The 24,903-nt window shown below is 61.9% G+C and carries 24 protein-coding genes; 9 read left to right on the top strand and 15 right to left on the bottom strand.

The window, feature by feature from the left end; genetic code table 11:
• Positions 1–28 precede the first annotated feature (28 nt).
• A complete protein-coding gene (locus tag GRI38_RS05455; RefSeq protein WP_160681877.1) occupies positions 29–2,236 on the bottom strand; it encodes a sensor domain-containing protein in 2,208 nt (735 codons plus the stop codon).
• Positions 2,237–2,486: 250 nt separating this feature from the next.
• Between GRI38_RS05455 and GRI38_RS05460 the strand changes: the two genes are divergently transcribed.
• Positions 2,487–3,806 carry an FAD-dependent oxidoreductase gene (locus GRI38_RS05460; RefSeq protein ID WP_160681878.1) on the top strand — a complete coding sequence of 440 codons (1,320 nt, stop codon included), beginning with the start codon at positions 2,487–2,489 and terminating at the stop codon, positions 3,804–3,806.
• 10 nt (positions 3,807–3,816) lie between these two features.
• Here GRI38_RS05460 and dnaN read toward each other — a convergent pair whose 3' ends face one another.
• The 4 genes from dnaN to GRI38_RS05480 all read right to left on the bottom strand — a co-directional run bounded on the left by dnaN (position 3,817) and on the right by GRI38_RS05480 (position 7,751).
• A complete protein-coding gene (dnaN, locus tag GRI38_RS05465; RefSeq protein ID WP_160681879.1) occupies positions 3,817–4,944 on the bottom strand; it encodes a DNA polymerase III subunit beta in 1,128 nt (375 codons plus the stop codon).
• A gap of 238 nt (positions 4,945–5,182) precedes the next feature.
• Positions 5,183–5,935, bottom strand: a complete 753-nt coding sequence (gene fabG / locus GRI38_RS05470) for a 3-oxoacyl-[acyl-carrier-protein] reductase (protein WP_160682475.1) — start codon at positions 5,933–5,935, stop codon at positions 5,183–5,185.
• A complete protein-coding gene (fabD, locus tag GRI38_RS05475) occupies positions 5,935–6,873 on the bottom strand; it encodes an ACP S-malonyltransferase (RefSeq protein ID WP_160681880.1) in 939 nt (312 codons plus the stop codon). The genes fabG and fabD overlap by 1 nt, the downstream gene beginning before the upstream one ends.
• Positions 6,874–6,917: 44 nt before the next feature.
• Complete coding sequence (locus GRI38_RS05480; protein WP_160681881.1) at positions 6,918–7,751, bottom strand: LD-carboxypeptidase; 834 nt, start codon at positions 7,749–7,751, stop codon at positions 6,918–6,920.
• A gap of 54 nt (positions 7,752–7,805) precedes the next feature.
• Between GRI38_RS05480 and GRI38_RS05485 the strand changes: the two genes are divergently transcribed.
• Positions 7,806–9,233: a glutamate ligase domain-containing protein gene (locus GRI38_RS05485; RefSeq protein ID WP_160681882.1), complete on the top strand. Its 1,428-nt coding sequence runs from the start codon at positions 7,806–7,808 to the stop codon at positions 9,231–9,233.
• Complete coding sequence (locus GRI38_RS05490; protein WP_160681883.1) at positions 9,230–9,523, top strand: hypothetical protein; 294 nt, start codon at positions 9,230–9,232, stop codon at positions 9,521–9,523. Before GRI38_RS05485 ends, GRI38_RS05490 begins: the two co-directional genes overlap by 4 nt.
• Here the strand turns inward: GRI38_RS05490 and GRI38_RS05495 are convergent.
• Positions 9,520–10,479 carry a DUF808 domain-containing protein gene (locus GRI38_RS05495; RefSeq protein WP_160681884.1) on the bottom strand — a complete coding sequence of 320 codons (960 nt, stop codon included), beginning with the start codon at positions 10,477–10,479 and terminating at the stop codon, positions 9,520–9,522. The two genes, GRI38_RS05490 and GRI38_RS05495, sit on opposite strands and share 4 nt — an antisense overlap.
• A gap of 235 nt (positions 10,480–10,714) precedes the next feature.
• On the opposite strand from GRI38_RS05495, the gene rpsF reads away from it, so the two are divergent.
• The 5 genes from rpsF to GRI38_RS05520 all read left to right on the top strand — a co-directional run bounded on the left by rpsF (position 10,715) and on the right by GRI38_RS05520 (position 14,216).
• Positions 10,715–11,080: a 30S ribosomal protein S6 gene (gene rpsF, locus GRI38_RS05500; RefSeq protein ID WP_160681885.1), complete on the top strand. Its 366-nt coding sequence runs from the start codon at positions 10,715–10,717 to the stop codon at positions 11,078–11,080.
• Positions 11,080–11,304, top strand: coding sequence for a 30S ribosomal protein S18 (gene rpsR, locus GRI38_RS05505; protein ID WP_160681886.1), 225 nt, complete (start codon positions 11,080–11,082; stop codon positions 11,302–11,304). The genes rpsF and rpsR overlap by 1 nt, the downstream gene beginning before the upstream one ends.
• 13 nt (positions 11,305–11,317) lie before the next feature.
• Positions 11,318–11,941 carry a 50S ribosomal protein L9 gene (rplI, locus tag GRI38_RS05510; RefSeq protein WP_160681887.1) on the top strand — a complete coding sequence of 208 codons (624 nt, stop codon included), beginning with the start codon at positions 11,318–11,320 and terminating at the stop codon, positions 11,939–11,941.
• Between the two features lie 133 nt (positions 11,942–12,074).
• A complete protein-coding gene (locus GRI38_RS05515) occupies positions 12,075–13,514 on the top strand; it encodes an AMP nucleosidase (protein WP_160681888.1) in 1,440 nt (479 codons plus the stop codon).
• Between the two features lie 36 nt (positions 13,515–13,550).
• Positions 13,551–14,216, top strand: a complete 666-nt coding sequence (locus GRI38_RS05520) for a carbonic anhydrase (protein ID WP_160681889.1) — start codon at positions 13,551–13,553, stop codon at positions 14,214–14,216.
• Here GRI38_RS05520 and GRI38_RS05525 read toward each other — a convergent pair.
• The 9 genes from GRI38_RS05525 to trmD all read right to left on the bottom strand — a co-directional run bounded on the left by GRI38_RS05525 (position 14,213) and on the right by trmD (position 23,798).
• A complete protein-coding gene (locus GRI38_RS05525; RefSeq protein ID WP_160681890.1) occupies positions 14,213–15,235 on the bottom strand; it encodes a YncE family protein in 1,023 nt (340 codons plus the stop codon). The two genes, GRI38_RS05520 and GRI38_RS05525, sit on opposite strands and share 4 nt — an antisense overlap.
• Before the next feature lie 31 nt (positions 15,236–15,266).
• A complete protein-coding gene (locus GRI38_RS05530) occupies positions 15,267–15,755 on the bottom strand; it encodes a YbjN domain-containing protein (protein ID WP_160681891.1) in 489 nt (162 codons plus the stop codon).
• 130 nt (positions 15,756–15,885) lie between these two features.
• Complete coding sequence (locus tag GRI38_RS05535) at positions 15,886–17,733, bottom strand: M2 family metallopeptidase (protein WP_160681892.1); 1,848 nt, start codon at positions 17,731–17,733, stop codon at positions 15,886–15,888.
• Positions 17,734–17,803: 70 nt separating this feature from the next.
• Complete coding sequence (locus GRI38_RS05540) at positions 17,804–18,556, bottom strand: alpha/beta fold hydrolase (RefSeq protein ID WP_160681893.1); 753 nt, start codon at positions 18,554–18,556, stop codon at positions 17,804–17,806.
• Between the two features lie 30 nt (positions 18,557–18,586).
• Positions 18,587–19,180, bottom strand: coding sequence for an aspartate-semialdehyde dehydrogenase (locus GRI38_RS05545; RefSeq protein WP_160681894.1), 594 nt, complete (start codon positions 19,178–19,180; stop codon positions 18,587–18,589).
• Positions 19,181–19,187: 7 nt separating this feature from the next.
• Complete coding sequence (locus GRI38_RS05550) at positions 19,188–20,213, bottom strand: aspartate-semialdehyde dehydrogenase (protein ID WP_160681895.1); 1,026 nt, start codon at positions 20,211–20,213, stop codon at positions 19,188–19,190.
• A gap of 71 nt (positions 20,214–20,284) precedes the next feature.
• Positions 20,285–22,510, bottom strand: a complete 2,226-nt coding sequence (locus GRI38_RS05555) for a S9 family peptidase (RefSeq protein WP_160681896.1) — start codon at positions 22,508–22,510, stop codon at positions 20,285–20,287.
• A gap of 175 nt (positions 22,511–22,685) precedes the next feature.
• Complete coding sequence (gene rplS / locus GRI38_RS05560) at positions 22,686–23,060, bottom strand: 50S ribosomal protein L19 (RefSeq protein WP_160681897.1); 375 nt, start codon at positions 23,058–23,060, stop codon at positions 22,686–22,688.
• Between the two features lie 12 nt (positions 23,061–23,072).
• Positions 23,073–23,798, bottom strand: coding sequence for a tRNA (guanosine(37)-N1)-methyltransferase TrmD (trmD, locus tag GRI38_RS05565; RefSeq protein ID WP_160681898.1), 726 nt, complete (start codon positions 23,796–23,798; stop codon positions 23,073–23,075).
• A 163-nt stretch (positions 23,799–23,961) separates the two neighbouring features.
• Between trmD and GRI38_RS05570 the strand changes: the two genes are divergently transcribed.
• Positions 23,962–24,879 (top strand): NAD(P)/FAD-dependent oxidoreductase, encoded by a 918-nt coding sequence (locus GRI38_RS05570; RefSeq protein ID WP_160681899.1) that lies wholly within the window; start codon positions 23,962–23,964, stop codon positions 24,877–24,879.
• Positions 24,880–24,903 lie beyond the last annotated feature (24 nt).

Genomic DNA, 24,903 nt, shown 5'->3' on the forward strand with positions numbered 1-24,903 from the left:
GAGAAGAACGCGACGCCTCGCGAGGGTTCTAAACGGGCTGCGGCCCCTGCCCCTGCGTCGGAGCGCGTCCCGACAACTTGAACTGCGGGAACCCTGCCGCCTGTCCACCCGCGTCGCCGAGACCCGAATACTTGCCCGCCGGCAAGGCAGAGAGCGGAGCGCCAGCGGCCGCCAGCTCGTAAGGGCTCACGCGATGCCGTGTGCAAAGCCCGCCCGCCCCGTCATCGACAAGCGCGGATTCAAATTCGAGGCCCTGCACATCGTCGTCGGTCCGCTTGACCGACGCCACAGCAAGCTGTCCGCCACCGAAATCGAGCACGAACATGGTGCCGACCGGTACGTCCTCAAGCCCCTCGATCATTGCTCCGGTGCGCGACAGGTTGCGCAGCGTGACCTCGTAGTAATGGTCTTCGTGAATGATGCCGATCCTGCGGAATACCGTCCGCCGCCCGGCCCGCTGCGAGCCGTCATGCGAGGGATCGAGAACCCACTCGCCCGCCGCAATTTCCTCGGCGATCTTCTCGCTCGAAAGCGGTTCGGAGAACACGAAGCCCAGGACGTTGCCAATGCCCCGCTTCGCGAGCGCTTTCAGCAGATCGAGCGAATCGACGCCGGCGGCGACGGTTTCCATGCCGAGGACCTTGGTCAGTTCGACGATCGCCTCGACCATGTCGAGATCGCCCAACTCGTCGACCATCGTACTTTCGAAGAAGCTTTCGCCGATCTTGATGCTGCTGAACGGGGCGCGGCGTAAATAGCTCAGCGACGTGTAGCCCGTCCCGAACTGGTCGAGCGAGAGACGCACGCCGAGCTTGAAGAGGTCGGAGATCGCCTTTTCCGTCGCTGCCTGATCGGTCAGAAAGACCGCTTCGTTCATCTCGATCTCGAGCCGGGCCGGATCAAGCCCGGTTTCCTCGAGCGTCCGAGTGACCATTTCGACGAAGCCTTTCTCGCCGAATTGCACTGGCGAGACGTTCATCACGAGCCGCAGGCTGGCCGGCCATTCGCAGGCATCCTCGCAGGCTTTCTTCAATGCCCATTCGCCGATGGGCACGATGAGGCGGCTGCCCTCGGCCACGGGCAGGAAGGTCGAGGCAGGCACCCGGCCACGTTCCTCGTCGTCCCAGACATAGGTCGCCTGAAGCCCGACGACCTTGTTCCCCTTCAGCGCGACGATCGGCTGATATTCGAGCTTGAACTGTCCGGCGTCGATCGCGTCGGACAAATCGTCTTCCATCCGCTTTCTGAGATTGGCACCGTGTTCCAGCTCCGCCGAATAGAAGCGGAACTGCCCGCGCCCGCCGTTCTTGGCGGAATAGAGTGCCAGGTCGGCGGCGCGGGTGAGTTCGTCCCGCTCGATCCCGTCATAAGGTGCGATCGCAATGCCGACCGATGCGCCGATCGAGCAGCGGCCTTCCTCGACGGAATAGGGTTGCGAGAGCATGGTGATGATCTTCTTCGCGATCTCGCCGAGCTTTCCCCGATCGTCGATGTCCGGCAGCATCACCTGAAACTCGTCGCCACCGAGCCGTCCAATCTCGCCAATTTCACCGAGCACACTGGTCAGACGCTGAGCAACCTGCACCAGCAACTGGTCGCCTGCAGCATGGCCGAGCGTGTCGTTCACCGCCTTGAAGCGATCGAGATCCATCATCAGGATGGCACAGGTGCGCTTGGCCTGACGGAAGGTGTTGAGCGTCGAATCGATGCACTGACCCATCCGGTGCCGGTTGGAGAGGCCGGTGAGCGCGTCGTATTTTGCGAGGCGGTTCGCTTCTTCCTCGCTTCGGAATTCTTCCGTGATGTCGATCCCGCTGCCCCTGAACCCCTGGAACTCTCCCGCGCTGTCGAACGAAGGACGCCCGGACAAGCGCAGCACGATGTCGCGATTGCGATCGCAGGCCGAAACGGTGAAATTGGCGAAGGCCTTGCGGGTCCCGAGTTTCAATCCGAGAGAACGCGCGTCGTTGTCGCTCGAAATCGGCTTGAAGACGTTCTGCAGCTGCTGGCCCTTCAGCGTGTCGAGCCCCTTGCCCAGCCCGTCGGTGATGGAGGGGCTGAGATAGGTGAGCGAGCCATCCGGACCGGTCGCCCAGAAAGCGGCGAGACCGGTGTCTTCGAGGTCCTCGACGATCGACAGCTTTTCCTGCGGTTCGATACCGCGACCACCCCCGCCGCGAAGTTCGGCGGGGTTGCGGCTTTTCTTGAACAGAGCGGAAAAGGGCATTTCGCCCATGGCTGCCGGGAACCTTTCTTGCGTGAACTGCTGGTGCTTTGCGTAAATGCGAATGGTTAGGATTTTCCTAAGCCGAAGGTTTAACGCAGGCCTTTCGCAAGCCCACTATCGGTCAGTCGACGCGTTGATTTGCGTGCCCTTCAAGGATTGACGCGGGTACCCCTGCCCCTTGCCATGACCATCGGAAAGGCGCAGCGTAAAAGCCATCAAAGCGTTACGCAAAACATGATCGATCAACGGGAGGCTGCGCTTGCTTCACATCGCCATTATCGGAAGCGGCCCGGCCGGATATTACACGGCGGAAGCGGCAGCCAAGGAATGGGGAGAGGACGTGCGGGTCGATGTGTTCGATGCGCTGCCCGTCCCCTACGGCCTTATTCGCTCGGGCGTCGCCCCGGACCATCAGTCGATCAAGGGCGTCTCGCGCCGTTACGAAAAGACTGCGTTCAGCGACAATGTCCGCTTCGTCGGCAATGTCCGCATCGGCAAGGACGTCTCGATCGAGGAATTGCAAAAGCTTTACGACGCCGTGGTCCTCGCAACGGGCGCGCCGCAGGACCGGACGCTCGACATCCCGGGCAATGATCTTCGCAACGTCATCGGCAGCGCCGCTTTCGTGGGCTGGTATAATGGACATCCGCAATTCGCCGATCTCGCACCGAACCTGGCAGGACGCCATGCGGTCGTCATCGGTATGGGCAATGTCGCGCTCGATGTCGCGCGCATTCTCGCCAAGAGCGAGGCAGAGTTCACTGGCAGCGATATCGTCGCTCATGCTTTCGACGCCTTGCGCCAATCTGAAATCGAGCGGATCACCATCGTCGGGCGCCGCGGCCCTTACCAGATCCAGATGACACCTAAGGAACTGGGCGAGCTCGGCGAACTGGAACGCGCTACTCCTCATGTCGCTCAGGCGGATTTACCGCCTGAAGAAGAAGATGCGATTCTCGAACCGGGCTTGCGCAAGTCGGTGGCTCACTTGCGCCAGTTCGCCGCCATTCCGGACAGCGAGCGCGGCACGAAGCCGATCGTCATCGACTTTGCCATGTTCGCCAGTCCGACGGCATTTCTCGGCGATGACACGGTCGCCGAAGTCGAACTGGAGCGCACCGGACTCGTCGAAGGCAGGGCGGTCGGTACCGGCGAGACATTTCGCCTGCCAGCCGATCTCGTCGTGACCTGTATCGGCTATCGCACGTCACCGATCGAAGGGGTGCCGTTCGACGAGCGCGCCGGACGTTTCGCCAACGAGGACGGACGCATCCTGCCGGGACTGTACTGCGTGGGATGGGCGCGGCGCGGTCCCACAGGAACCATCGGCACGAACAGGCCGGACGGTTATGCTCTGATCGAGAAGATCGCGTCCGACTTCGATTCGGCAGACCGAAAGAAGAAAGAAGGTCGGGCAGGGTTCGATCGCATGGCGGCGAAACGCGGCCTCAAAATCGTCACGTTTCAGGAATGGAAAAGGATCGAGGAAGCCGAAGCCGCAGCCGCTCGCGACGGCTCGCCGCGCGAGAAGTTCGTCGATGTCGAAGCGATGATGCAGGCTATTCGCCCGTCCGCGTGACCAAGGCGGGTCAGACCCGCATCGGCATCAGGACGTAGAGCGCCGGTGCCTTATCGTTTTTGCGGATGAGGGTCGGCGCGCCTGCGTCGGCAAGATGCAACTCGACCGCATCGCTGTCCATCTGGCTCAGAATGTCCTTGAGATAATTGGCGTTGAAGCCGATCTCGAGATTTTCGGCACCATATTCTGCCGCCAGCTCCTCCGCAGCCGTACCATTGTCGGGAGAAGTCACCGACAGGGTCACGCGGTCTCGGTCGAGGCCCATCTTTACTGCACGCGTCTTTTCCGTCGCGATGGTCGCTACGCGGTCGACCGCTTCGTAGAAGCTGCGCGGATCGAGCTTCAAGAGCTTGTCGTTGCCGGTCGGGATGACGCGGCTGTAATCGGGGAAAGTTCCGTCGATGAGCTTGGAGGTCAGCACGACACCGCCCTCCCCGCCGAGGGTGAACCGTATCTTGCTTGCAGACAGGTCGATCTGGACGTTTCCGTCCAGCGATTCCTCGATCAGCTTGCGCAACTCCGCCACCGCCTTGCGCGGCACGATGACGTCAGGCATCCCGGCGGCGCCCTCCGGGCGATCGAGCGTGAACCGGGCGAGACGATGCCCGTCGGTTGCCGCAGCCTTCAGAACAGGCTGATCGTCGTCGGTGACGTGCAGGAAGATACCGTTCAGATAATAGCGCGTTTCCTCGGTCGAGATCGCGAAGCGCGTCCGGTCGATGATTTCGGCCAGCGTCTTGGCGGGCAACTCGAAGCTCGTCGGCAGGTCGCCTTCGGCGATGACCGGGAAGTCGTCGCGCGGGAGGGTGGGAAGCGAAAAGCGGCTGCGACCTGCCTTGATCGCCATGCGGCCTTCTGCTGCTTCCAGACTGACCTGGCTTCCGTCAGGCAACTTGCGCGCAATGTCGAACAGCAGATGCGCGGAAACGGTGACGGCGCCGGGCACCTCGACCGAAGCGGCGGACATATTCTCGACGACCTGCAAATCGAGGTCGGTGGCCATGACCTTGAGCGTTCCGCTTTCGGAAGCCTCGATCAGGACGTTGGACAGGATCGGTATCGTGTTACGTCGCTCGACGACCGATTGCACATGGGAAAGGCAGCGCAGGATCGTTGCGCGTTCGATTGTTGCCTTCATCGTCTCGTCTTCCAACCCCTCTGACGCAGCCCGAGCCGAAGCGTTATCGGTACAGAATCGCTTCGCGGCGCATGAATTTCTGCCGATACCCTTAACGTTGGCGGCTTGCGGGGCAAGCATCGCAGCGCGTCTCCGGCGATTCTTTGGGGATAATTCACCCATCTGGCACGAAGGCTCGCAGCGCCCTCTCAAACAGGGCTCGCGAACGCGACGGTAGGACCGCGCGCCCGTCGACAGTTCAGCCGAACATGGCCATGCCGCCATTCACATGCAGCACCTGTCCGGTGACGTAGCTTGCCTCGTCGCTGGCGAGATAGGCGACCGCCGCGCCGATATCCTCGCCCTCGCCCATCCGGCCCATCGGAATGCGGCTGCTCAGGGCGTCCTTCTGCGCATCGGGCAATTCGTCGGTCATCGCCGTGCGAATGAAGCCCGGCGCAACGCAGTTCACCGTAATGCCGCGGCTCGCCAGTTCCTGGGCGAGGCTCTTGCTCATCCCCACGAGGCCCGCCTTCGCACCGGCATAATTCATCTGTCCCGGATTGCCGGTCGCGCCGACTACGCTCGTGATATTGACGATACGTCCGCCTTTCGCCTTCATCATCGGCCTTGTGCATGCGCGCATCAGGCGGAAGGCAGCTTCCAGATTGACGCGCATGACGTCTGCATATTCCTCGTCCTTCATCCGCATCGCGAGATTGTCGCGCGTGATGCCCGCATTGTTGACGAGGATGTCGAGCTTCTCGAAACTCTCCAGCGTCGACGGCACAAGTTCCTCGACCTCCGCCGGATCGGACAGGTTGCAGGTAATCTCGATGTGATCACCTCCAATCTCCTCAATCAATTGCTGCCTGAAGATTCGCAGCTTCTCGCCATTCGAACCGGACAGCGCCAGCCGCGCACCCTGCCGTGCCAGCGCATAGGCGATGGCCGAACCGATGCCGCCGCTGGCTCCCGTTACGAGTGCGGTCTTGCCTTTAAGCGAAAACATCATCCGATCTCCTTCGCGAGCGCTTCGAGGTCGTCCATCGTGACCGCGCTCGTCACTTTGGCATCCTTCACGATCCGGCCAACCATCGGCCCGACGACCTTGCCGCCGAGTTCGACGAACTCGGCGACGCCGCTATCCGCCATCGCGAGCACGCTTTCGCGCCAGCGCACCCTTCCCGTCACCTGTTCGACGAGCAATTCGCGCTCTTCGTCGCCGCTCGTCACCTTGGCCGCCGTGACATTGGCATAGAGCGGCAGCGCGGGGTCGCCCGGCGGCGTCTCCGCCAGCGCCTCGGCCATGCGGTCGGCAGCCGGCTGCATCAGCGAGCAATGGAACGGGGCCGAAACGGGCAGTCGAATGCCTCGCTTGATGCCGTGGTCGCGGGCCTGTGCGATGGCCCGGTCGATCGCGTGGGCATGACCCGAGATCACTACCTGGGTCGGATCGTTATCGTTCGCAACCTCGCAAACCTCGTTCTGCGCGGCGGCAGCGGCGAGTTCCTTCGCCTTTTCGAAATCGGTACCGAGCAACGCGGCCATCGCGCCGAGACCGACAGGAACCGCCTGCTGCATCGCCTGTCCGCGCAGCTTCAGGAGCCGCGCAGTATCGGCGAGCGAAAAAGCGTCGACTGCGCAAAGGGCGGTATATTCCCCAAGAGAGTGGCCGGCGACGCAATCGCCCTTCTCCGTCAGCAATACGCCAAATTCCTCGGTCAGGACACGCAGCGTCGCGATGGCATTCGCCATGATCGCGGGTTGCGCATTCTCCGTCAGCGTCAGCTGGTCTTCCGGCCCGTCGCGCATGATCGCAGAAAGCTTCTGCGACAGCGCATCGTCGACCTCCTCGAATACTGCCCGCGCGGCAGGCGACGCAGCAGCGAGGTCGGAGCCCATGCCGACCTTCTGGCTTCCCTGCCCCGGAAAGATGAATGCCCGCATCGCTTTGCTCTCCATATCCTTGTGCTGAAACGAGAGCTGTGCGCCTATTGCCTCGAAGCGCGCTCCGCAAGGCCGAAGGGCACTATCTTATTGGCGCTGTCATGGCCGATATCGGCGCGGCCCAGATAGGGAATGCCAGCTTTGCCGCACCAGTATTGGGCGATGTCCTCCGCGCTCGCGCCGAACGGACGGTCGTTCTCCGGGACGTCGCTTATCCGGCCCAACCGCAAGCCAGCGATGCCGCCGAGATGCTGCGTCACGTGAAAGAACAGGCGGTCGATCGCGTAGAGATGCTCGGAGACCTCCTCGACCAGCACGACGTGACCCGACAGATCGGGCATGAGCTCGGTGCCGCAAAGCATGGCGAGCGTCATCAGATTGAGCGCGACCGTCGGCTTGTCGTCGAGATCGCCCTCCAGTCCGTCCCGTTCTCCGGCGAGATAATGCAGCGACCGCTTGACCGCGCTCTCCCCGTAATCGTGGCGAATATCAGCGACCATCGGGCCGTGCACCGGCTTGCCAATGCCGTGCATGTAGAGGGCGGACAGGAAGTAGCCGGTATCCGAATAGCCGAGAAAAATCTTGTCTCTTGCCGCCGGTCCCAGCCGGTCGATGGCGCTGGCAGCAATGCGGTTCGTGCCGTAACCGCCATGCGCGAACCAGACCGCATCCTTCGTCGGGTCGTTGGCGCATTCCAGAAGCGCCGCGAGGCGCGTCTCGTCATCGCCCGCAAAATGGCCGGATCGGGCAAAACATTGCGGGTGGAACTCGATTGAGATGCCCGCAAGCGCCGGGTCTTGCTCCATCACTTCAAGCAACCGGTCTGCATGGCGGCGATCCAGTCGCTTGCCCGGTGCGCAAATCCCTATCGCAGTCATAAAACCCCCTTAGCGCGCTTGTGCTTGCAGGCACAACGCAATACCTGACAGGCAATGACCGAGTTCCCGACTGCCCGCGAATTGCTCGCCCGTCCGTTCTTCTTTTGCGGCATAGGTGGTTCGGGGATGCTTCCCCTGGCCCACATCCTGAAAGGGCGCGGCGCGGAGATAGCCGGATCCGACCGCAGTTTCGATCAGGGCCGCACGCCGGAAAAGTTCGCCGCGCTCGAACGTCAGGGCTTTGCCATTCATCCGCAGGACGGCAGCGGCATTACCGACCAAAACCAGATACTCGTTGCCAGCGCCGCCATCGAAGACAGCGTTCCCGAGGTCGCCAGGGCGAAGGAACTGGGATGCCTGCGCATGACGCGGGCGGAGCTCAATTCGATCCTCTTCAATACCAGCGGCGCAGGCCTCGCCGTTGCCGGGACGAGCGGCAAATCGACCGTCACGGGCATGCTCGGCTGGATCCTGCACGCCGTCGGGCGCGAGCCGACGATCATGAACGGCGCGGTGATGAAGAACTTCACCGACGACGAGCGCCCCTTTGCCAGCGCGGTCGTGGGCGGCGAGAGCCTCTATGTCAGCGAAGTCGACGAGAGCGACGGTTCTATCGCGCTCTACAAACCCGCGGTCGGCATTCTACTCAATGTCTCGCTCGATCACAAGAGCATGGAAGAATTGCGCAGCCTCTTCGGCGACTATCTCGAACGCAGCCGCATTTCGGTCGTCAATGCCGACGATGCCGAAGCCCTGGCGCTGCTGCCCCGCGCAAACGAGGTCATCACTTTCGGCATCGAGCAGGAGAAAGCGCAGATCGGGATCGTGGATGGCAGCATCGCAGAGGGACCTGTGCGGCAGGCAGCGCTTGTTCTCGACCGCCATGACGACAGTCGCCATCCGCTGACGCTCGCCCTGCCCGGACGCCACAACCTGTCCAATGCGCTCGCCGCCATAGCCGGTGCGGTTGCAGCGGGCATACCGACTGGCTTGGCTGTCGAAGCGCTCAGCGGATTTGCAGGCCTCGCACGCCGTTTCGATATCGTTGGAACCAGCGAGAGCGGCATTACCGTGATCGACGATTTCGGGCACAACCCGGAGAAATGTGCCGCGACCCTGCGAACGCTGAAAGCGCATGAGGGGCGTGTGCTCGCCTTCTTCCAGCCGCACGGATACGGTCCGCTGAAACAGATGGGCGCCGAGCTTGCCGAAACCTTCGCCGACGAGTTGGACGACGAGGACGAGGTCGTCCTTTGCGATCCTGTCTATTTCGGTGGAACAACCGACCGGAGCGTGGGCAGCGAGCGCATCGCGGAATTGATCGAGCAAGCCGGTGGCAACGCCCGGCATATCCCCGAGCGCGAGGCTTGCGGCGACTATCTCGTGGACACCGCGAAAGCCGGGGACCGCATCGTCGTCATGGGCGCAAGGGACGACACCCTGAGCACGTTCGCTGCCGACCTGGTGAAACGCCTGCCATGATGGTCTTCCGGCAGGCTCGCCAGCATCTCTATCGGATGCTGTTCGGCGTGGGCGCCAGTGCCGTGTTCGTGGTCATTTTCGAACAGGCCTTTGGCCATTCCTCCATTCCCTTCGCCATCTGCACCGTCATCCTGTTCGCCATGGCGACCGGCATGTGGAAGTACAATTGCCCGCGCTGCGGCAGCAATCTTTTCATGCGAAAGGGGATCCCGCTACCCTGGCCCAACAAGGTGTGCAGCCGTTGCGGAGTCGACCTGAAGCATGGCGAGCAGGACGGGCGAACGGGCTAGTGCGCTTCGGCTGCGTCCTCGCCGTGACCTATACGAAAGACCTTGTGCAGGATGAAGACGAGGATCGCTCCGACAATCAGCCCTATGACAGCTGACGCCGCCGCGTAGCTGAGCCAACCGAGAACGCCGCCGAGACCCCCCGTCGTGGATGCGACCGCTTCCTCAAGCCCATGCGTCGCATCGTAGAGCGTATGCCAGCCAAGTTCGTGCGTCCCGTGCAGCAGGATGCCTCCCCCGACCCATAGCATCGCGATGGTGCCGATGAGCGAAAGCGCCTTCAGGAGCCATGGCATGAAATTTACCAGCCCGCGGCCGAACTTCTGCGCGGCGGTGCTGCTTTTCTGCGCAAGATGAAGGCCGACATCGTCCATCTTCACGATCAGGGCGACCACGCCGTAAACGCCGACCGTGACAGCGAGCCCGACGAGCGCGAGCACGCCGCCGCGCGTTAGTAGATCTTCCGCCGCCACTTCATTGAGGGTGATTGCCATGATCTCCGCCGAAAGGATCAGGTCGGTCCGGATCGCGCCCGATATCCGTTCCTTCTCGAACTTTGCCGGGTCCTCGATCACATCGTCGAGTGTTTTGCCGTGCTTTTCGCCGCCAAGCTTTTCGAGCACCTTTTCCGCCCCTTCGTAGGAAAGGTAGCAGCCGCCCAGCATGAGAATGAAGATGATCGCGGCAGGCAGAAACTCGCTCAGGATAAGGGCGCCTGGCAGCAATATCAGCAGCTTGTTTTTCAGACTTCCCTTGGTAATCGACCAGATGATCGGCAATTCGCGCGCCGGACTGAGACCGGTGACGTAAGAGGGCGTCACCGCCGCATCGTCGATCACCACGCCGGCGGTCTTCGAACCCGCACGTCCCGCAGCTGCCGCAATGTCGTCTACCGACGCCGAAGCCGTGCGGGCGATGATCGATACGTCGTCGAGTAGGGCAACCAGTCCGCCGGGCATATTCGCTGCTATCCTTGGGAAGAAGATCAGATGAACATTCAGCCTTAGCCGTCCGGTCAGGAAAGGACAGCCCTTGCTTTTCACGCCCGACCGGTTATGAGCGCGCATTCCCGAGTTCCCAAGAGTGCCAGATATGGCCGGCGGGCGGTCGCGGAATATTGAAGAAAGCCGGAGGGGCCCCGCAATCCCGCGGATCAGCCAGCGATCGGCATTACAGTACCAAGGATGTGAGACGATGGCTCTCTACGAGCATATCTTTCTCGCGCGCCAGGATCTGAGCCAGGCTCAGGTCGATCAGCTGGCCGCGAATGCCACCGAAATCATCGAAGCGAATGACGGCAAGGTTACCAAGACGGAAACCTGGGGCCTCAAGAGCCTCGCTTACAAGATCGACCGCAACCGCAAGGCGCATTTCGTGATGCTCAACATCGACGGGCCCGGCTCGGTCGTCGAGGAACTCGAGCGTCAAACGCGCATCAACGAAGACGTGCTGCGTTACATGACGATCCGCGTCGAAGAACACGAGGACGGACCCTCGGTGATGATGCGCAAGAACGACCGCGACCGCAAGCGTCGCTCCGACAGAGAGGACCGCGACTGATGGCCCGCCCGTTTTTCCGCCGCCGCAAGACCTGCCCGTTCTCGGGCAAGAATGCGCCGACCATCGATTACAAGGACGTTCGTCTGCTGCAGGGCTTCATGTCCGAGCGCGGCAAGATCGTTCCCAGCCGTATCACCGCCGTTTCGGCCAAGAAGCAGCGCGAGCTCGCCCAGGCGATCAAGCGTGCGCGCCATATCGGCCTGCTTCCATATATCGTGAAGTAAGGGAGAAAGTTTCATGGATATTATTCTCCTCCAGCGGATCGAGAAGCTCGGCACGATCGGCGACGTCGTGTCGGTCAAGGACGGCTATGCCCGCAACTACCTTCTTCCGCAGAAGAAGGCGCTGCGCGCGAACGATTCCAACCGCAAGGTTTTCGAAGCCAATCGCGAGCGGCTCGAAAAGGAAAACGCCGAACGCCGGACCGAAGCCGAAAAGCAAGGCGAAAAGGTCGATGGAACCGAGATCGTTCTCATCCGCGCTTCGTCGAACACCGGCCAGCTGTACGGCTCGGTCAATGTCCGCGACATCGTTGCCGGTCTCGCCGACAAGGGTCACGAGATCGACAAGAAGCAGGTCATCATGGGCAACCCGATCAAATCGATCGGTATGCACGATGTCCGCATCGACCTGCACCCCGAGGTCTCCGTCACGATCAAGGCGAACGTCGCCCGCAGCGATGACGAAGCTGAACTGCAGAGCCAGGGCGTCGACGTGATGGCGCAGATGTTCGAAGAAGAACAGAAGGCGCAGGAAGGCGAAGGCTTCACCGAAGCGGTCGATCCCAACCTCGAGCCGGGTGAAATTCCCGCCGACATGCTCGAAGAAGGCGCCGCACGGGAAGAAGACAGCGAAAGCTGATTTTCCTCCCTATAACGAACACGGCAAGGGCGCGGGTCGGCGACGGCTTCGCGCCCTTCCTGTATAGAAGACGCTGAACCGTTCTGGCAACGTCTTTCCTTTTCGCCGCGAACGCGCAAGACTGAAGGGCACGATGCAAACCGTCGATTCCATCCTCGCCGAGCTAGAGCGGCTCTATCAGGGCTCCATCCAGCGACTTCGCTCCGACGTCATAGCCTTCGGACGTGACGGCACCCTGCCCGCATCCGAGCGGCGACGCGACGGCAGCTATGCCTATCCCGAACTGGTGATGCGCTTCATGGGCGGCGACCAGCCGGCCGACCGCAGCCGTGCCTTCGGACGACTCAATGTTCCGGGTACCTATTCGACGACGGTCACCCGCCCGGCGATGTTCGCCGATTACCTGCGCGAGCAATTGGAACTCATCGGCAGCGATTACGAGATCGAACTCGAAGCCCGCCTTTCGAACCAGGAAATCCCCTTCCCCTATGTCCTCGACGGGGATGCGGGGGCCGAACTTGCCGGGATCAGCCCGCAGGTCATCGCCCAGCACTTTCCGGCGACGGAACTTGCCGACATCGGCGACGAACTGGCGGACGGCATCGAACTCGGTGATGGCGGCGATACCATACCCCTGTCGCTGTTCGACGGTTTGCGTACCGATTTCAGCCTCGCACGGCTGGCGCATTACACGGGCACCGATCCCCGGCACTTTCAGCGTTTCATCCTGTTTACGAACTATCACCGCTATGTCGATGAATTCGTTGACTGGGCCGGTCGCCAGCTTGGCCGCAATGGTTACGAGGCGCTGGCCGGTGCGGGCGGCATGTATCTCGACGAAAAAACCGACGATGCCCGGCTGCAGCTGTCAGACACGGCGTGGCGGCGCCACCAGATGCCCGCCTATCACCTGACGCGGGAAGGCCGGGACGGCATCACGCTGGTCAATATCGGCGTGGGTCCCTCCAACGCGAAGACGGTGTGCGATCACCTGGCCGTGCTGCGACCGGAAGCCTGGTTGATGATCGGCCATTGCGGCGGATTGCGGCCGAGCCAGAAGATCGGGGACTACGTCCTCGCCCACGCCTATCTGCGCGACGATCACGTGCTCGATTCGGTCCTGCCGCCGGAGATACCGATCCCCGCCATTGCCGAAGTGCAGCAGGCGCTCGCCGCTTCCGCCGAGGAAGTCTCGGGCGAGCACGGAGCGGACCTCAAGCGCCGAATGCGCACCGGGACCGTCGTCACGACCGACGACCGCAACTGGGAGCTGCGTTTTACGAATTCCGCGCGCCGCCTGTCGCTGTCGCGTGCCGTCGGGATCGACATGGAAAGCGCGACCATCGCGGCCCAGGGCTATCGCTTCCGGGTACCCTACGGAACGCTGCTCTGCGTCAGTGACAAGCCGCTCCACGGAGAGATCAAGCTGCCCGGTCAGGCCAACAAGTTCTACGAACAGGCGATCGCCGCCCACCTCGAGATCGGCACGACCGCCTGTCGCATCCTGCGCGCCGAGGGTCCGCGCCTGCATAGCCGCAAGCTGCGCGCCTTCAACGAACCACCCTTCCGTTAAAAACTGATCGAACCAGAACAGCAACAGGACCGCATCATGCCCAAATTCGCAGCCGGCGTCGTTCATTTCCAGCAGCACGTCTATCCGGAGAAGCGCGACCTGTTCGAACGACTGGCCAAGGGTCAGTCGCCCGAAGCCCTGTTCATCGCCTGCTCCGACAGCCGGGTCGAGACTGCGATGATTACGCAGACAGAACCGGGCGAGCTCTTCATCTGCCGCAACGCCGGTAACATCGTTCCCCCGCACACCGATCAGACGGGCGGAATGACCGCATCCATCGAGTTCGCGATGGCTGTGCTGAAAGTGCCTCACGTCGTCATTTGCGGGCATACGCAATGCGGCGCGATGGCCGGAGCCATGGACTTGCCGAGCGTCGAGGGGCTGCCCCACGTGCGCCGCTGGCTCGGCTTTGCAAAGGCAGCGGTCGACATCGTCGAGGCGACGGGCGACGGGCTGAGCGACGACGAGCGCATGAAGATGCTTCTCGAACAGAACGTCCTTCTGCAGATGCGCCACCTCCGAACGCATCCCACCGTCGCGACACGCCTCGCCCAGGGCGACCTCTCGATCCATGGCTGGGTCTATGACATCGCGACAGGCGACGTCAGCGCCTATGACGACGAGCACCGCAAGTTTCTTACCGTGGCCGACCGGTACGGCGACGAGGTCGCCCGCCATGCCGCCAAGTTCTCCGTCGACTAGTCGATGATCGCCATTCCGTCTCCGCCATCACCGACGGTCAGGCGGCGCAGGACCCGGCCGCTCTCGTAATCGACTTCGGCCACCGTATCGCTGCCGGTTTCCGCGACGTAGATGCGCGATCCATCGGGCGACCAGAGGATGGTCACCTGCTGGCGGGTTTCGGCGTTGCCCGGCTCGTCGAGCGCGATAGTGCGCAAAACTGCGCCGCTTTCGGTGTTGATCACTGACAGGCTGGTATCGGCAAGGTTCGATGTGACTGCGACATCGCCTTGAGGCCTAACTGCGATCCGGAGGGGGAAGGCGCCCGTGGCGACTTCACGGCGAATTGCGAGCGTTTGGGGATCGAGCGCAAAGGCCTTGTTCGAACCGCGGGCGCTGACCCACAAGGTCTTGCCATCGGGCGAAAGCGCGATGCCCTCGGGTTCGATGCCGACTTCGACGGAGCGCGGCGCGCGGCGGGTCAGCAAGTCGACTGCGGTCACTGTCTTCGACCCCAAATCCGTCGTCCAGGCATGGCGCGCATCCGGCGATACGGCCAGCATGTGCGTGCCTTCCTGTCCCGTCGCAAATTCGAATGTTTCGGCCTCGCCCAGCGGGTTCCTGATCCAGAAAATCGACTTGCGTCCCTCGGCCGTTGCATAAAGATCGCCATTTGCATGCCACACTATGCCGTGCGGTCGCGCATTCTCGCCGAGATCGACTTCGCCTACGCGCTTTAGGTCAACGGCGCGGAAGATCGCCACGCTTTGCCCGCCATAACAGGCGAGCGCCACATGCTCTCCGTCGGGCGAGGCAGCAAGTTCATGCGGGTTCGTGCAACTATCGACGCGGATGGCTTCCCCGCCCGTGTCGAGATCGAGCTTCGAAAGCGTGTTGCCGAACTTGTTGGCGACGAAGAGGCTGCCGCCTTCAGCGTCCGAGCGGGTCGAACTTTCGGGAAGAGACGCGCAGGCACCGCTCAGCGCGGCCAGCGCCAGAACCACCGACGTTCTCTGTAGAAGCGTCCTATTGCCGGTCATTGTCTCACTCCCTCCTTATCGCGCCAACCCCTCAATCGTCGGCGAAAATGATGTCCGAGGCATCGTTCAACGCCCAGCCGAACTTGTCGAGCGATTTCAGGAATACGCTCGCGGGAATACCGTCATCCATAATGATGTCCCACGATACATAGGGATCGCCTTCGTCGTCGATCGCCATGGAAAGGAAACGCGTGGTCTTCGTCACTTCGTTGATCTTCTCCGCCGGCATCGGAGTTTCGCGGTCGAACCACGCACGCAACTGCACCGAATCGCATTGGTCCTTCGTTTCCGCGTCGCAGCCGTAGAAAAGGATGCTGCCGTTCCATCCACCCATCTGCGTGTAAATGATGGGATCCTCGAACTCGTCCTTCTCGATTTCGACGGGATAGCCCGCATAGCGCATGGCCGAGCCGATCGTTTGGGGGTCCTTTGCCGTGACGATGTCAGGCGCCGATTGCGCATATAGCGGTGTCGCAGAACACAAGAGCGCGCAGGCGCAGGCAAAGAATTTCGATGTCATGATGTCCCCCTCATGCGCGGCACGACGCCACGCCGGAAGAAGGCTACTATCTTCGGCGACCTTGCAAAAGCGTTTCCCCGCGCAGAAAAGCGAAAGGGCCGAGCATCGCGCCCGGCCCTTCCCTATCGCCTTACCAGCCGGTCGGCTTGCCTTCGTTCTGTTCGTCGAGCCACGCCTTCAGCGGCGCGAAATACTCGATCATCGCCTCGCCGCTCATTTCGCGCGAGCCGGTGAATGCTTCCAGCGCATCCGGCCAGGGCTTCGACGCGCCCATTTCGAGCATCGCGTTGAGGTTTCGTCCCACTTCCTCGTTGCCATAGAAAGAGCAACGGTGAAGCGGTCCTTCCCAGCCCGCCTGATCGCATGCGGCCTTGTAGAACTGGAATTGCAGAATACGGGCGAGGAAATAGCGCGAATAGGGCGTGTTGCCCGGAATGTGATACTTCGCGCCCGGATCGAAGGCGTCGGCGGGACGCTCGACCGGCGGCGTGATGCCCTGGTATTCGCGCTTCAGCTCATGCCATGCCGAATTGTACTCAGCAGGCGTGATGGAGCCGTCGAACACGCCCCAGCGCCACTTGTCGACGAGCAGGCCGAAAGGCAGGAAGGCGACCTTGTCCATCGCCTGCCGCAAGAGAAGGCCGATATCCTTGTCTGCGCCCGGCACGTCTGCGCGATCGAGCATGTCGATCTGGACGAGATATTCGGGCGTGATCGACAAAGCGACCATATCACCGATCGCCTCGTGGAAGCCGTCATTCGCGCCGTTCAGATAAAGATAGGGCTGCTCGTTATAGGCCCGCTGATAATAGTTGTGACCGAGTTCATGATGGATGGTGATGAAGTCGTCGGCATTCTTCTTGATGCACATCTTGATGCGGATGTCGTCCTTATTATCGACATCCCAAGCGCTCGCGTGGCAGACGACTTCGCGATCGGCCGGCTTCGTGAACTGGCTGCGCTCGTAGAAGGTTTCAGGCAGCGGCTCGAAACCGAGCGAGGAGAAGAACTGCTCGCCCACGCGAACCATGTCGGTCTCGCTATAGCCCTTCTTCTCGATGAGATCGGTCAGGTCGTAGCCGATGTCGCCGGCCCCTTCGGGTGCGACGAGCGGATAGATGTTGCCCCATTCCTGCGCCCACATATTGCCGAGCAGGTCGGCGCGGATCGGACCGGTGGCGGGCTGCACCTCGTCGCCGTATTTCTCGTTCAGCTTCGCCCGGACGTAGGTATGCAGGCTGTCGTAGAGCGGTTTGACCTCGGACCATAGGCGCTCGGTCGTGGCGGCAAATTCCTCGGGCTCCATATCGTAGCCGGAGCGCCACATCGACCCGACGTCGGCGAAACCGAGCTCTTCCGCGCCATCATTCGCAATGGCGACCATGCGGGCATAGTCTTCCTTCATCGGAGCGCCGACATTGGTATGCCAGCTTGCCCACATTTCTGCGTATTCGGCAGGGGTATGGTCGAGATTGCCCATCTCGGCCTCGATGTCGCTGCCGTTGATCGGCTCGCCGTTCAGCGTGCCCTTGCCCTTGCCGTACTGGCTGTTGAGGCCGGTCGCGATCTCGTTCAGCTCGGTGGCCGCCCCGTCGGCGGTCGGAGCGGGCAGGACGATGCCGTTGCGCAAGATGTCGAGCTTGCGCGCAACGTCGGCGTCGAGACCCGGAACCTGCGCATATTTCGCCGCTTCGAGCGCGTATTTCACCGATTTCTCGGTACCTTCCGCGCCGATCTGCGCGGCGAGCGCATCGGTATCGTGGTTGATGTAGGTGGAATTGATCCAGTAGACCCGCGAGGCTTCGATCGAATAGTCGAACAGGTCGTTTTCGACCATTGCGACCCAGTCCTTTGCGCCCTCTGACGTCATCGGGAAGGTCGCGTCCTGCGACATGGCGGAGGCGTTGTGGTCGTCGGCCATGGCCGGGGTTGCGAGGGAAATGGCAAGCGCCGACAGCGCTACGCTAGCGAATTTCATGATGGGCTATGTCCTCTTCGATCGGTAATGATTTCAACTGTTACCGGAATGAACCTGTTGCCAGGCTTAATCAATCGAGGAATGCCGCGATTTCCTCACCCAAGGCCGCTTCGGTGACGCTGGACATGTGCGTCCCGGAAATTTCGACGTGCTGCGCATCGGGCAAGGCATCCGCGAGCTCTTCGGGCGATCCGTTGTCGCGGTCGTCCGCTCCGCAAAGAACCAGAGTCGGCATGGTGATGCGCGAAAGTTCGTGAGGCTCCGTATCGGACACGGATTGCAGGAGAGCGCGTGCCGCCACCCGGTCGACTTTCATCGTCTTCATGAAGGCGGCGGCGAAGAATGCCGGATCGCCGCGCTTGATCTCGTCGAACCGGTCGATCGCATCGATGAAGAAGGCGGCGCGCTCGTTCCACCCGGCCAGCCCCTGCAAACCCATGCCCGACAGGACCAGCCGCCGCGGGGCAAGGCCCGATACGACCGCGCGGACGGCAGTGCGCGCGCCAAGCGAGAAGCCGACGAGGTCGTACGCTTCTATCTCCAGCCGGTTAAGCACCGCGGCAACATCCCTTGCCAGAACGTCATCTGGGTAGAATGTGGGGTCATGCGGCTTGCCGCTATGCCCATGAGCGCGCAGATCCGGCATGATGCATTCGAAACCGGCTTGCGCAATCCGCTCTGCGTGACTGTATTTGATCCAGTTGGTGTTCGCATCGGAAAACAGGCCGTGAAGCATCAGCACGGGTCGGCCCTCACCCATCCGGTGCACCGCCAGAGGCGTTCCGTCGAAGCTATCGACTATCGTCATCGTCGGCTCGCTCATGATATGGCCTCGTATGTCCGGCAAAAACGGTCAGCGAAAGAAGCAGTTCGTGCCTGCATACAGCCCGGTAATAGGCGCATCCGCGCTTTCATCCGCGAGAAAGCCGTTAATCGCGCCGCTCGAAAATTCGGTGCCGAGCGTACTGCCATCGATGATCTCGATGATTCGCGACCGCTCCGCCTCAGCACGCGTCGTCCCGATGCCGACCCCGTCGATGGTCGATTGCTTGCCGCGTTCGTCAACCAGCCAGCCGACGAACTCGCCATCCTGGAAATTGAGGGTCAGGCTGCCGAAACTCGTGAACTTCATCGGCCCTGCGCCGCATTCGTTGTTGATGGTCCGCTCCGGCTCGTCTTCCAAAAGGTTCTGAAGCAGCCCTTCCACCGTGCCGCGCTTTGCGCCGAAACCGAGCAGCAAGCCGGAACCGCGTGGAGCAACGATGCGCAAGCCCTCTCCGTCCAAAGCAATCGAAGCGGCCTCGACCGAGTCGAACGCCTGGATCGTCGCCGCATCGAGCGCCTTGCGATTGGCCTCGATAGCCTCCTCATCGCCGTCCGAACCGGAACAGGCGGCAAGCGCGCAAGCGAGCGACAGCGCGAGCAGTGACGGGAGGATCGCACGCACCTTGCGATCAGCCCTTCTTGAGATGACGCCGGCCGAGCAGTTCCGCGATCTGCACGGCGTTCAGGGCTGCCCCTTTTCGCAAATTGTCGCTCACGCACCAAAGCGTCAGACCGTTTTCGACCGTCGGATCTTCGCGCACACGGCTGATATAAGTCGCGCTGTCGCCGGCGCTTTCGACGGGCGTAACGTATCCGCCGTCCTCGCGCTTGTCGATTAGCATGCAACCCGGCGCCTCGCGGAGGATTTCCTGCGCTTGGTCCGCCGAAATTTCCTTCTCGAACTCGATGTTCACTGCCTCGGAATGGCCCACGAAGACCGGCACGCGCACGCAGGTCGCATTCAGCTTGATCCTGGGATCGAGGATCTTCTTCGTCTCGACCACCATCTTCCACTCTTCCTTGGTGGAGCCGTCATCCATGAACACGTCGATATGCGGGATGACGTTGAAGGCGATCTGCTTCGTAAACTTTTCCGGTTCGACCGGGTCGCCCACGAAAATTGCCCGGCTCTGCTGGAACAATTCGTCCATGCCGGCCTTCCCCGCGCCGGAAACCGACTGATAGGTCGAGATGACGACGCGCTTGATGGTGGCCGCATCGTGCAGCGGCTTCAGCGCGACGACGAGCTGCGCAGTCGAGCAGTTGGGATTGGCGATGATGTTGCGCTTCTTGTAATCGTCGATCGCATCCGGGTTCACCTCGGGTACGATCAGCGGCACGTCCGGGTCCATCCGGTAGAGCGAGGAGTTGTCAATCACGACGCAGCCGGCTTTTGCAGCCTTAGGCGCGTATTCCTTTGCCGGACCCGAGCCCGCGGCAAAGAGCGCGATGTCCCAGCCCGCCCAGTCGAAATGCTCGATATTCTTGCACTTGAGCATCTTGCCGGTGTCGCCGAATTCGACTGCCGTCCCGTGGCTGCGCGAACTTGCGACGGCTGCGATCTCGTCGATCGGAAATTCGCGTTCGGCCAGGATAGCCATCATTTCACGCCCGACATTGCCCGTCGCACCAACGACTGCCACTCGATAACCCAAGACAAATTCTCCGTTCGTTCGTGTTCGTTCACCGCCCTAGCGCCCTTCATCAGGGGCGCAAGGCGCTTCGCCTATTGCGGCGGCGAAACACCGGCCTCTTCAAGAAAGGTCATGATCGTATTCCACATATGGGGAGAGATGTTCTCTCCCGAAACCCGGTGCGTATAACCGGGATACAACATCATGCGGAACGGGACGTTTCCTTCTTGCAGGGCCGCGATCAGTTCCGAGGAATTTTCGAACACCACATTGTCGTCGGCCATGCCATGAATGATGAGCAGCGGGTCCTCGATCTCGGTCGCGTTGGGTATGACCGCAGCCGCCTCGTAAGCCTCCGGCACCTTCGACGGGTCGCCCATGTAACGCTCGGTGTAATGGGTATCGTAGAGCTCCCACTTGGTCACCGGCGCGCCCGCGATCCCGGCAGCGTAAAGGCCCGGATCGGCCTGCAGCTGCTTCAGCGTCATGTAACCGCCATAGGACCAGCCATAGAGCGCGATCTTGTCGCCATCCACGAAGTCGAGCGACTTGAGATATTCCGCGCCGGCCTTCTGGTCGGCGACCTCGACCCCGCCCATCGCGCGATAGAGCGGCTGTTCGAATGCGACACCGCGATTGGCGCTGCCGCGATTGTCGAGCTCGAACCAGATATAGCCCGCATCGACAACCGCCTGCTGCAAGGCTCCGTCCCAGCCACGGGTCACGACCTGCGGTCCCGGCCCGCTATAATGGTAGTAGATTACCGGATAGCGTTTCCCCGCTTCCATCGGCGGCGTGACCATCTTCCAGTACAGATCGGTCTCTCCGTCCGCCGCCTTGATCGTTCCGAACTGCGCTGGACGATGGCTCGGAAGATAGCGCGCATAAGGATGTTCGGCGTCGAGCGCGTTCTCCTCCACCCATTGCAGACGTGATCCGTTAATATTGGCGAGATAGCTTTGCGTCGGCTGCTCGGTATTAGAGCGCGTGATGTAGAGCGCACTGCCGTCGCTATCCATGCTCGCGCTGTTGGTGAATGCCGGATCGGTCAGGCGCTGCGGCGTGCCGCTGCCGTCCAGCCGCGCTTTGTAGATCTGCTGCGTCAGCACACCGCTCGTCGCTTGATAGAAGAATTCACCGGTTTTTTCGTTCACACCGACCAGCGCGGTCGTCGGCTCGTCGCCGCTCGTCAGGCGCAGCCAGTCCGTTCCGTCGAACCGGTAGAAATGTCCGTATCCATCGCGCTCCGACCACCACAGAAGCGAGCCGTCCTCCAGAAAGCGGTAATTATCCGACAGGTTGATCCAGTAGTCGTCCTGCGCGGCATTCTCGGTGAACCAGACTTCGCTCGCGCCAGTCGCCGGATCGACACGCAGCATGTCGAGCCTTGTCTGTTCGCGGTTCTGCCGCTGGACGTAGAGCGCGCTGCCATCCGGCGCCCAATCAACGCGCGCCAGGTAGATGTCCGTCTCTTCGCCAAGATCGACCTTGATCCGGTTCTGCCCGTCGGGGTCCATGACGTAAAGCTCGACGATGGCGTTGTCGGACCCCGCGACGGGGTAGCGCTGTTCGAAGACCTTCGTGCCGGTCGCACCGATCGCGGCACGGGTCACAATGCCGACCGGACTTTCATCGGTGCGCTGGACAGCGATGCGGCGTTCCTCGGGCCCCCACCAATAGCCGGTCAGGCGGCCCATTTCCTCCTGCGCGACGAACTCCGCCTCGCCCCAGCGAATCGTGTCGCCCTCTTTCGGGGTTATCGGACGGGGTTCCTCGCCCACTTCACCGACCCACAGGCGACGATCGCGCACGAAGGACAGGAAGGTGCTTTCCGGGCTGAGCTTGGGATTGAGTTCGCTGTCCTCGCTCTGTGTCAGCCGCCGGACCGATCCGTCCAGCCCAGCAAGATAGAGATCGCCATCGAGTGGCACGAGCAAAGCCGCACCGTCGGCGGTCCATTCGTAGGAAACGATGCCCGACAGATTGCCGATCCGCTGCCGCTCGCGCTGCATCTTCTCGTCCTCGGACAGTTCCTGTCCTGATCCGAGGCTCTCGGAATCGACCAGCATCGACCACTCGCCGGTTTGGCGATCATAACCCCACAAATCGTAGCGCTCGCGATCTTCCGCGCGATTCCGCAGCAGCGTCAGATAGCGCCCGTCGGGCGACAATTTCGCCTGACGCGGGGCCGGCCCGTCGAGCGAGGGCGAGGCGAATACCCGCTCGAAGCTAAGCTGCGGAGCGCTCGTCACGCTTTGTTCCTGCGCCGCGACGGGGCTGGCGAACAGCAGGGCGGCGGCGGTGATGGCAAAGCGCATGTCAATCGGAAACCTCGTTCTTGGCGGGCGTAAGCTGGCGGCGCGGCATCAAGCGCTATCGCGTCGTTGCCTCGCGGCCATGCTCCTCGCAATGGTGAGGCAACTTGGCAAGCTCCAACGAAAAAGGGCGGCCCGACCGGACCGCCCTTTCCCTAATAATTTGCCTTGCGGCAGCTTATGCCTTGGGGGCGTTGTCGCGACGTTCCGCAATACGGGCCCGCTTGCCGGTACGACCGCGCAGATAATACAGCTTCGCACGGCGTACCACACCGCGGCGAACCACCGTGATGCTTTCGACATTGGGCGAGTAGAGCGGGAACACGCGCTCCACGCCTTCGCCGAAGCTCATCTTGCGAACGGTGAAATTGCTGTTCAGCGCGCGGTTCGAACGCGCGATGCACACGCCTTCGAAGTTCTGCACGCGAGTACGCTCGCCTTCGACGACGCGCACGCCGACGCGCACGGTGTCGCCCGCGCGAAAATCCGGAATTTCCTTGCCTTCTGCAAGTTGCTCGATCGCTTCCGCTTCGAGCTGCTGGATGAGGTTCATGGCCCCTGGTCCTTAGTCTTCGTGCCGCGCGCCAGAGGCAGACTGGTCCCGAGCGTCACAGTAACGCTCCCAAAGGTCCGGCCTGCGTAACCGAGTATCGTTCTCGCTCCTTGCCTTGCGCCAAGCAGCGATCTTCGCATGATCCCCCGATCGCAGCACTTCGGGGATCGTGCGCCCTTCCCATTCAGATGGTCGGGTATATTGCGGATATTCGAGCAACCCTCCCTCGAAGGACTCCTCGACACCGCTTGAAGCGCCGCCCATTACTCCGGGAAGGAGGCGAATGCAAGCGTCCAGTATGGCGAGCGCCGCCGGTTCTCCGCCCGACAGGACGATGTCGCCCAGACTGACCTGCTCGATCTGGGGATAGGCCTCGAAGATCCGCTCGTCATAGCCTTCGAAACGACCGCACAGAATGGCGACGCCCGGCCCGCCTGCTATCTCGCGGATGCGTTGCTGCGTGATCGGCTGGCCTCGCGGCGTCATGGCGAGTATCGGCCTGTCGTCCCGAATGCTTGAAATCGCAGCGCCGAGGACGTCGGCCCGCAGCACCATGCCCGCCCCACCCCCGGCAGGCGTGTCGTCCACGTTGCGATGCTTGTCCGTCGCGAAGTCGCGCAATTGCACCGCATCGAGCGACCAGTCGCCGCGTTCGAGCGCCCGCCCCGCCAGCGAGTGGCCGAGCGAACCGGGAAACATCTCTGGGTACAGCGTGAGGACGGTCGCGGCGAAGGTCATTTGTTAATCGTCCTGCAGCTGACCGCGTTAACAGCAGAGGCTTGATTGCATCGCCATACGAACCGCGCTAGCGCCTCATGCGCCAAGGGGCTGGCACTCGGATCTGAACAAGCATCGGACATGGTCGGCTCCTGCCAATTCTCGCGAGCAACGGAAAGAGGAAATGGCTCAACCGGATGACTGCATCATCATCGGCGGCGGACCGGCGGGCCTGACGGCTGCTATCTACCTCGCGCGCTATCACCTTTCCGTCCGCTTGTTCGACTGCGGGACGAGCCGCGCTGCCCTCATTCCCACGACGCATAACCACGCAGGGTTTCCCGAGGGGATCAGGGGAACCACCCTTCTCGAACGAATGCGGGAACAGGCCATCAAATACGGCACGATGCGCGAAGCGACGAGGGTCGAGGCGCTTGCGAAAGACGGTAACGTATTCTCGCTAAGTAGCAATGGCAGAAGGTTTCTCGCTCGTAGCGTATTGCTCGCGACCGGGGTCTTCAACCGCCATCCGCCCGGAATGGAAGATGCTTTCCATGACGAGGCACTGGAACGCGGTCTCCTGCGCTATTGCCCGGTCTGCGACGGCTATGAGGTGACGGACAAGAGGGTAGGCATCATCGGAACGGGCAGTCATGGTACGGCTGAGGCTATCTTCCTGCGCGGCTTCACGAAGGACGTGACGCTCATCTCGCCCGATGCGGAACACGATCTGGACGACGAGTGTCTCGCCAAACTCGACAACTACGCAATTACGAGAGCGGACGGTCCGTGCGGCGAATACGCATTTGAGAATGGGCGCATGGCCGTGCGCGTGGCAGACGGAACCCTCAGCTTCGACAGCGCTTATCCCGCGCTCGGCTCGATCATCCGCAGCGACCTGGCGGTGGCGGCTGGAGCCAAGGCGAGCGAGGAAGGTTGCCTCGAAGTGGACGAGCATATGCGCACGAGCGTGCCCGGCCTCTTCGCCGCGGGCGACGTCGTGCTGGGGCTTGACCAGATAAGCCATGCGATGGGACAGGCTGGCGTGGCGGCGACGACGATCCGCAACGAACTCGCCGAGCAGAAGCCGCTCAAACGCTGAACTGACGGAGGGGGCGAAAGAGCG

It is taken from the genome of Parapontixanthobacter aurantiacus, assembly GCF_009827635.1.
Taxonomy (GTDB): domain Bacteria; phylum Pseudomonadota; class Alphaproteobacteria; order Sphingomonadales; family Sphingomonadaceae; genus Parapontixanthobacter; species Parapontixanthobacter aurantiacus.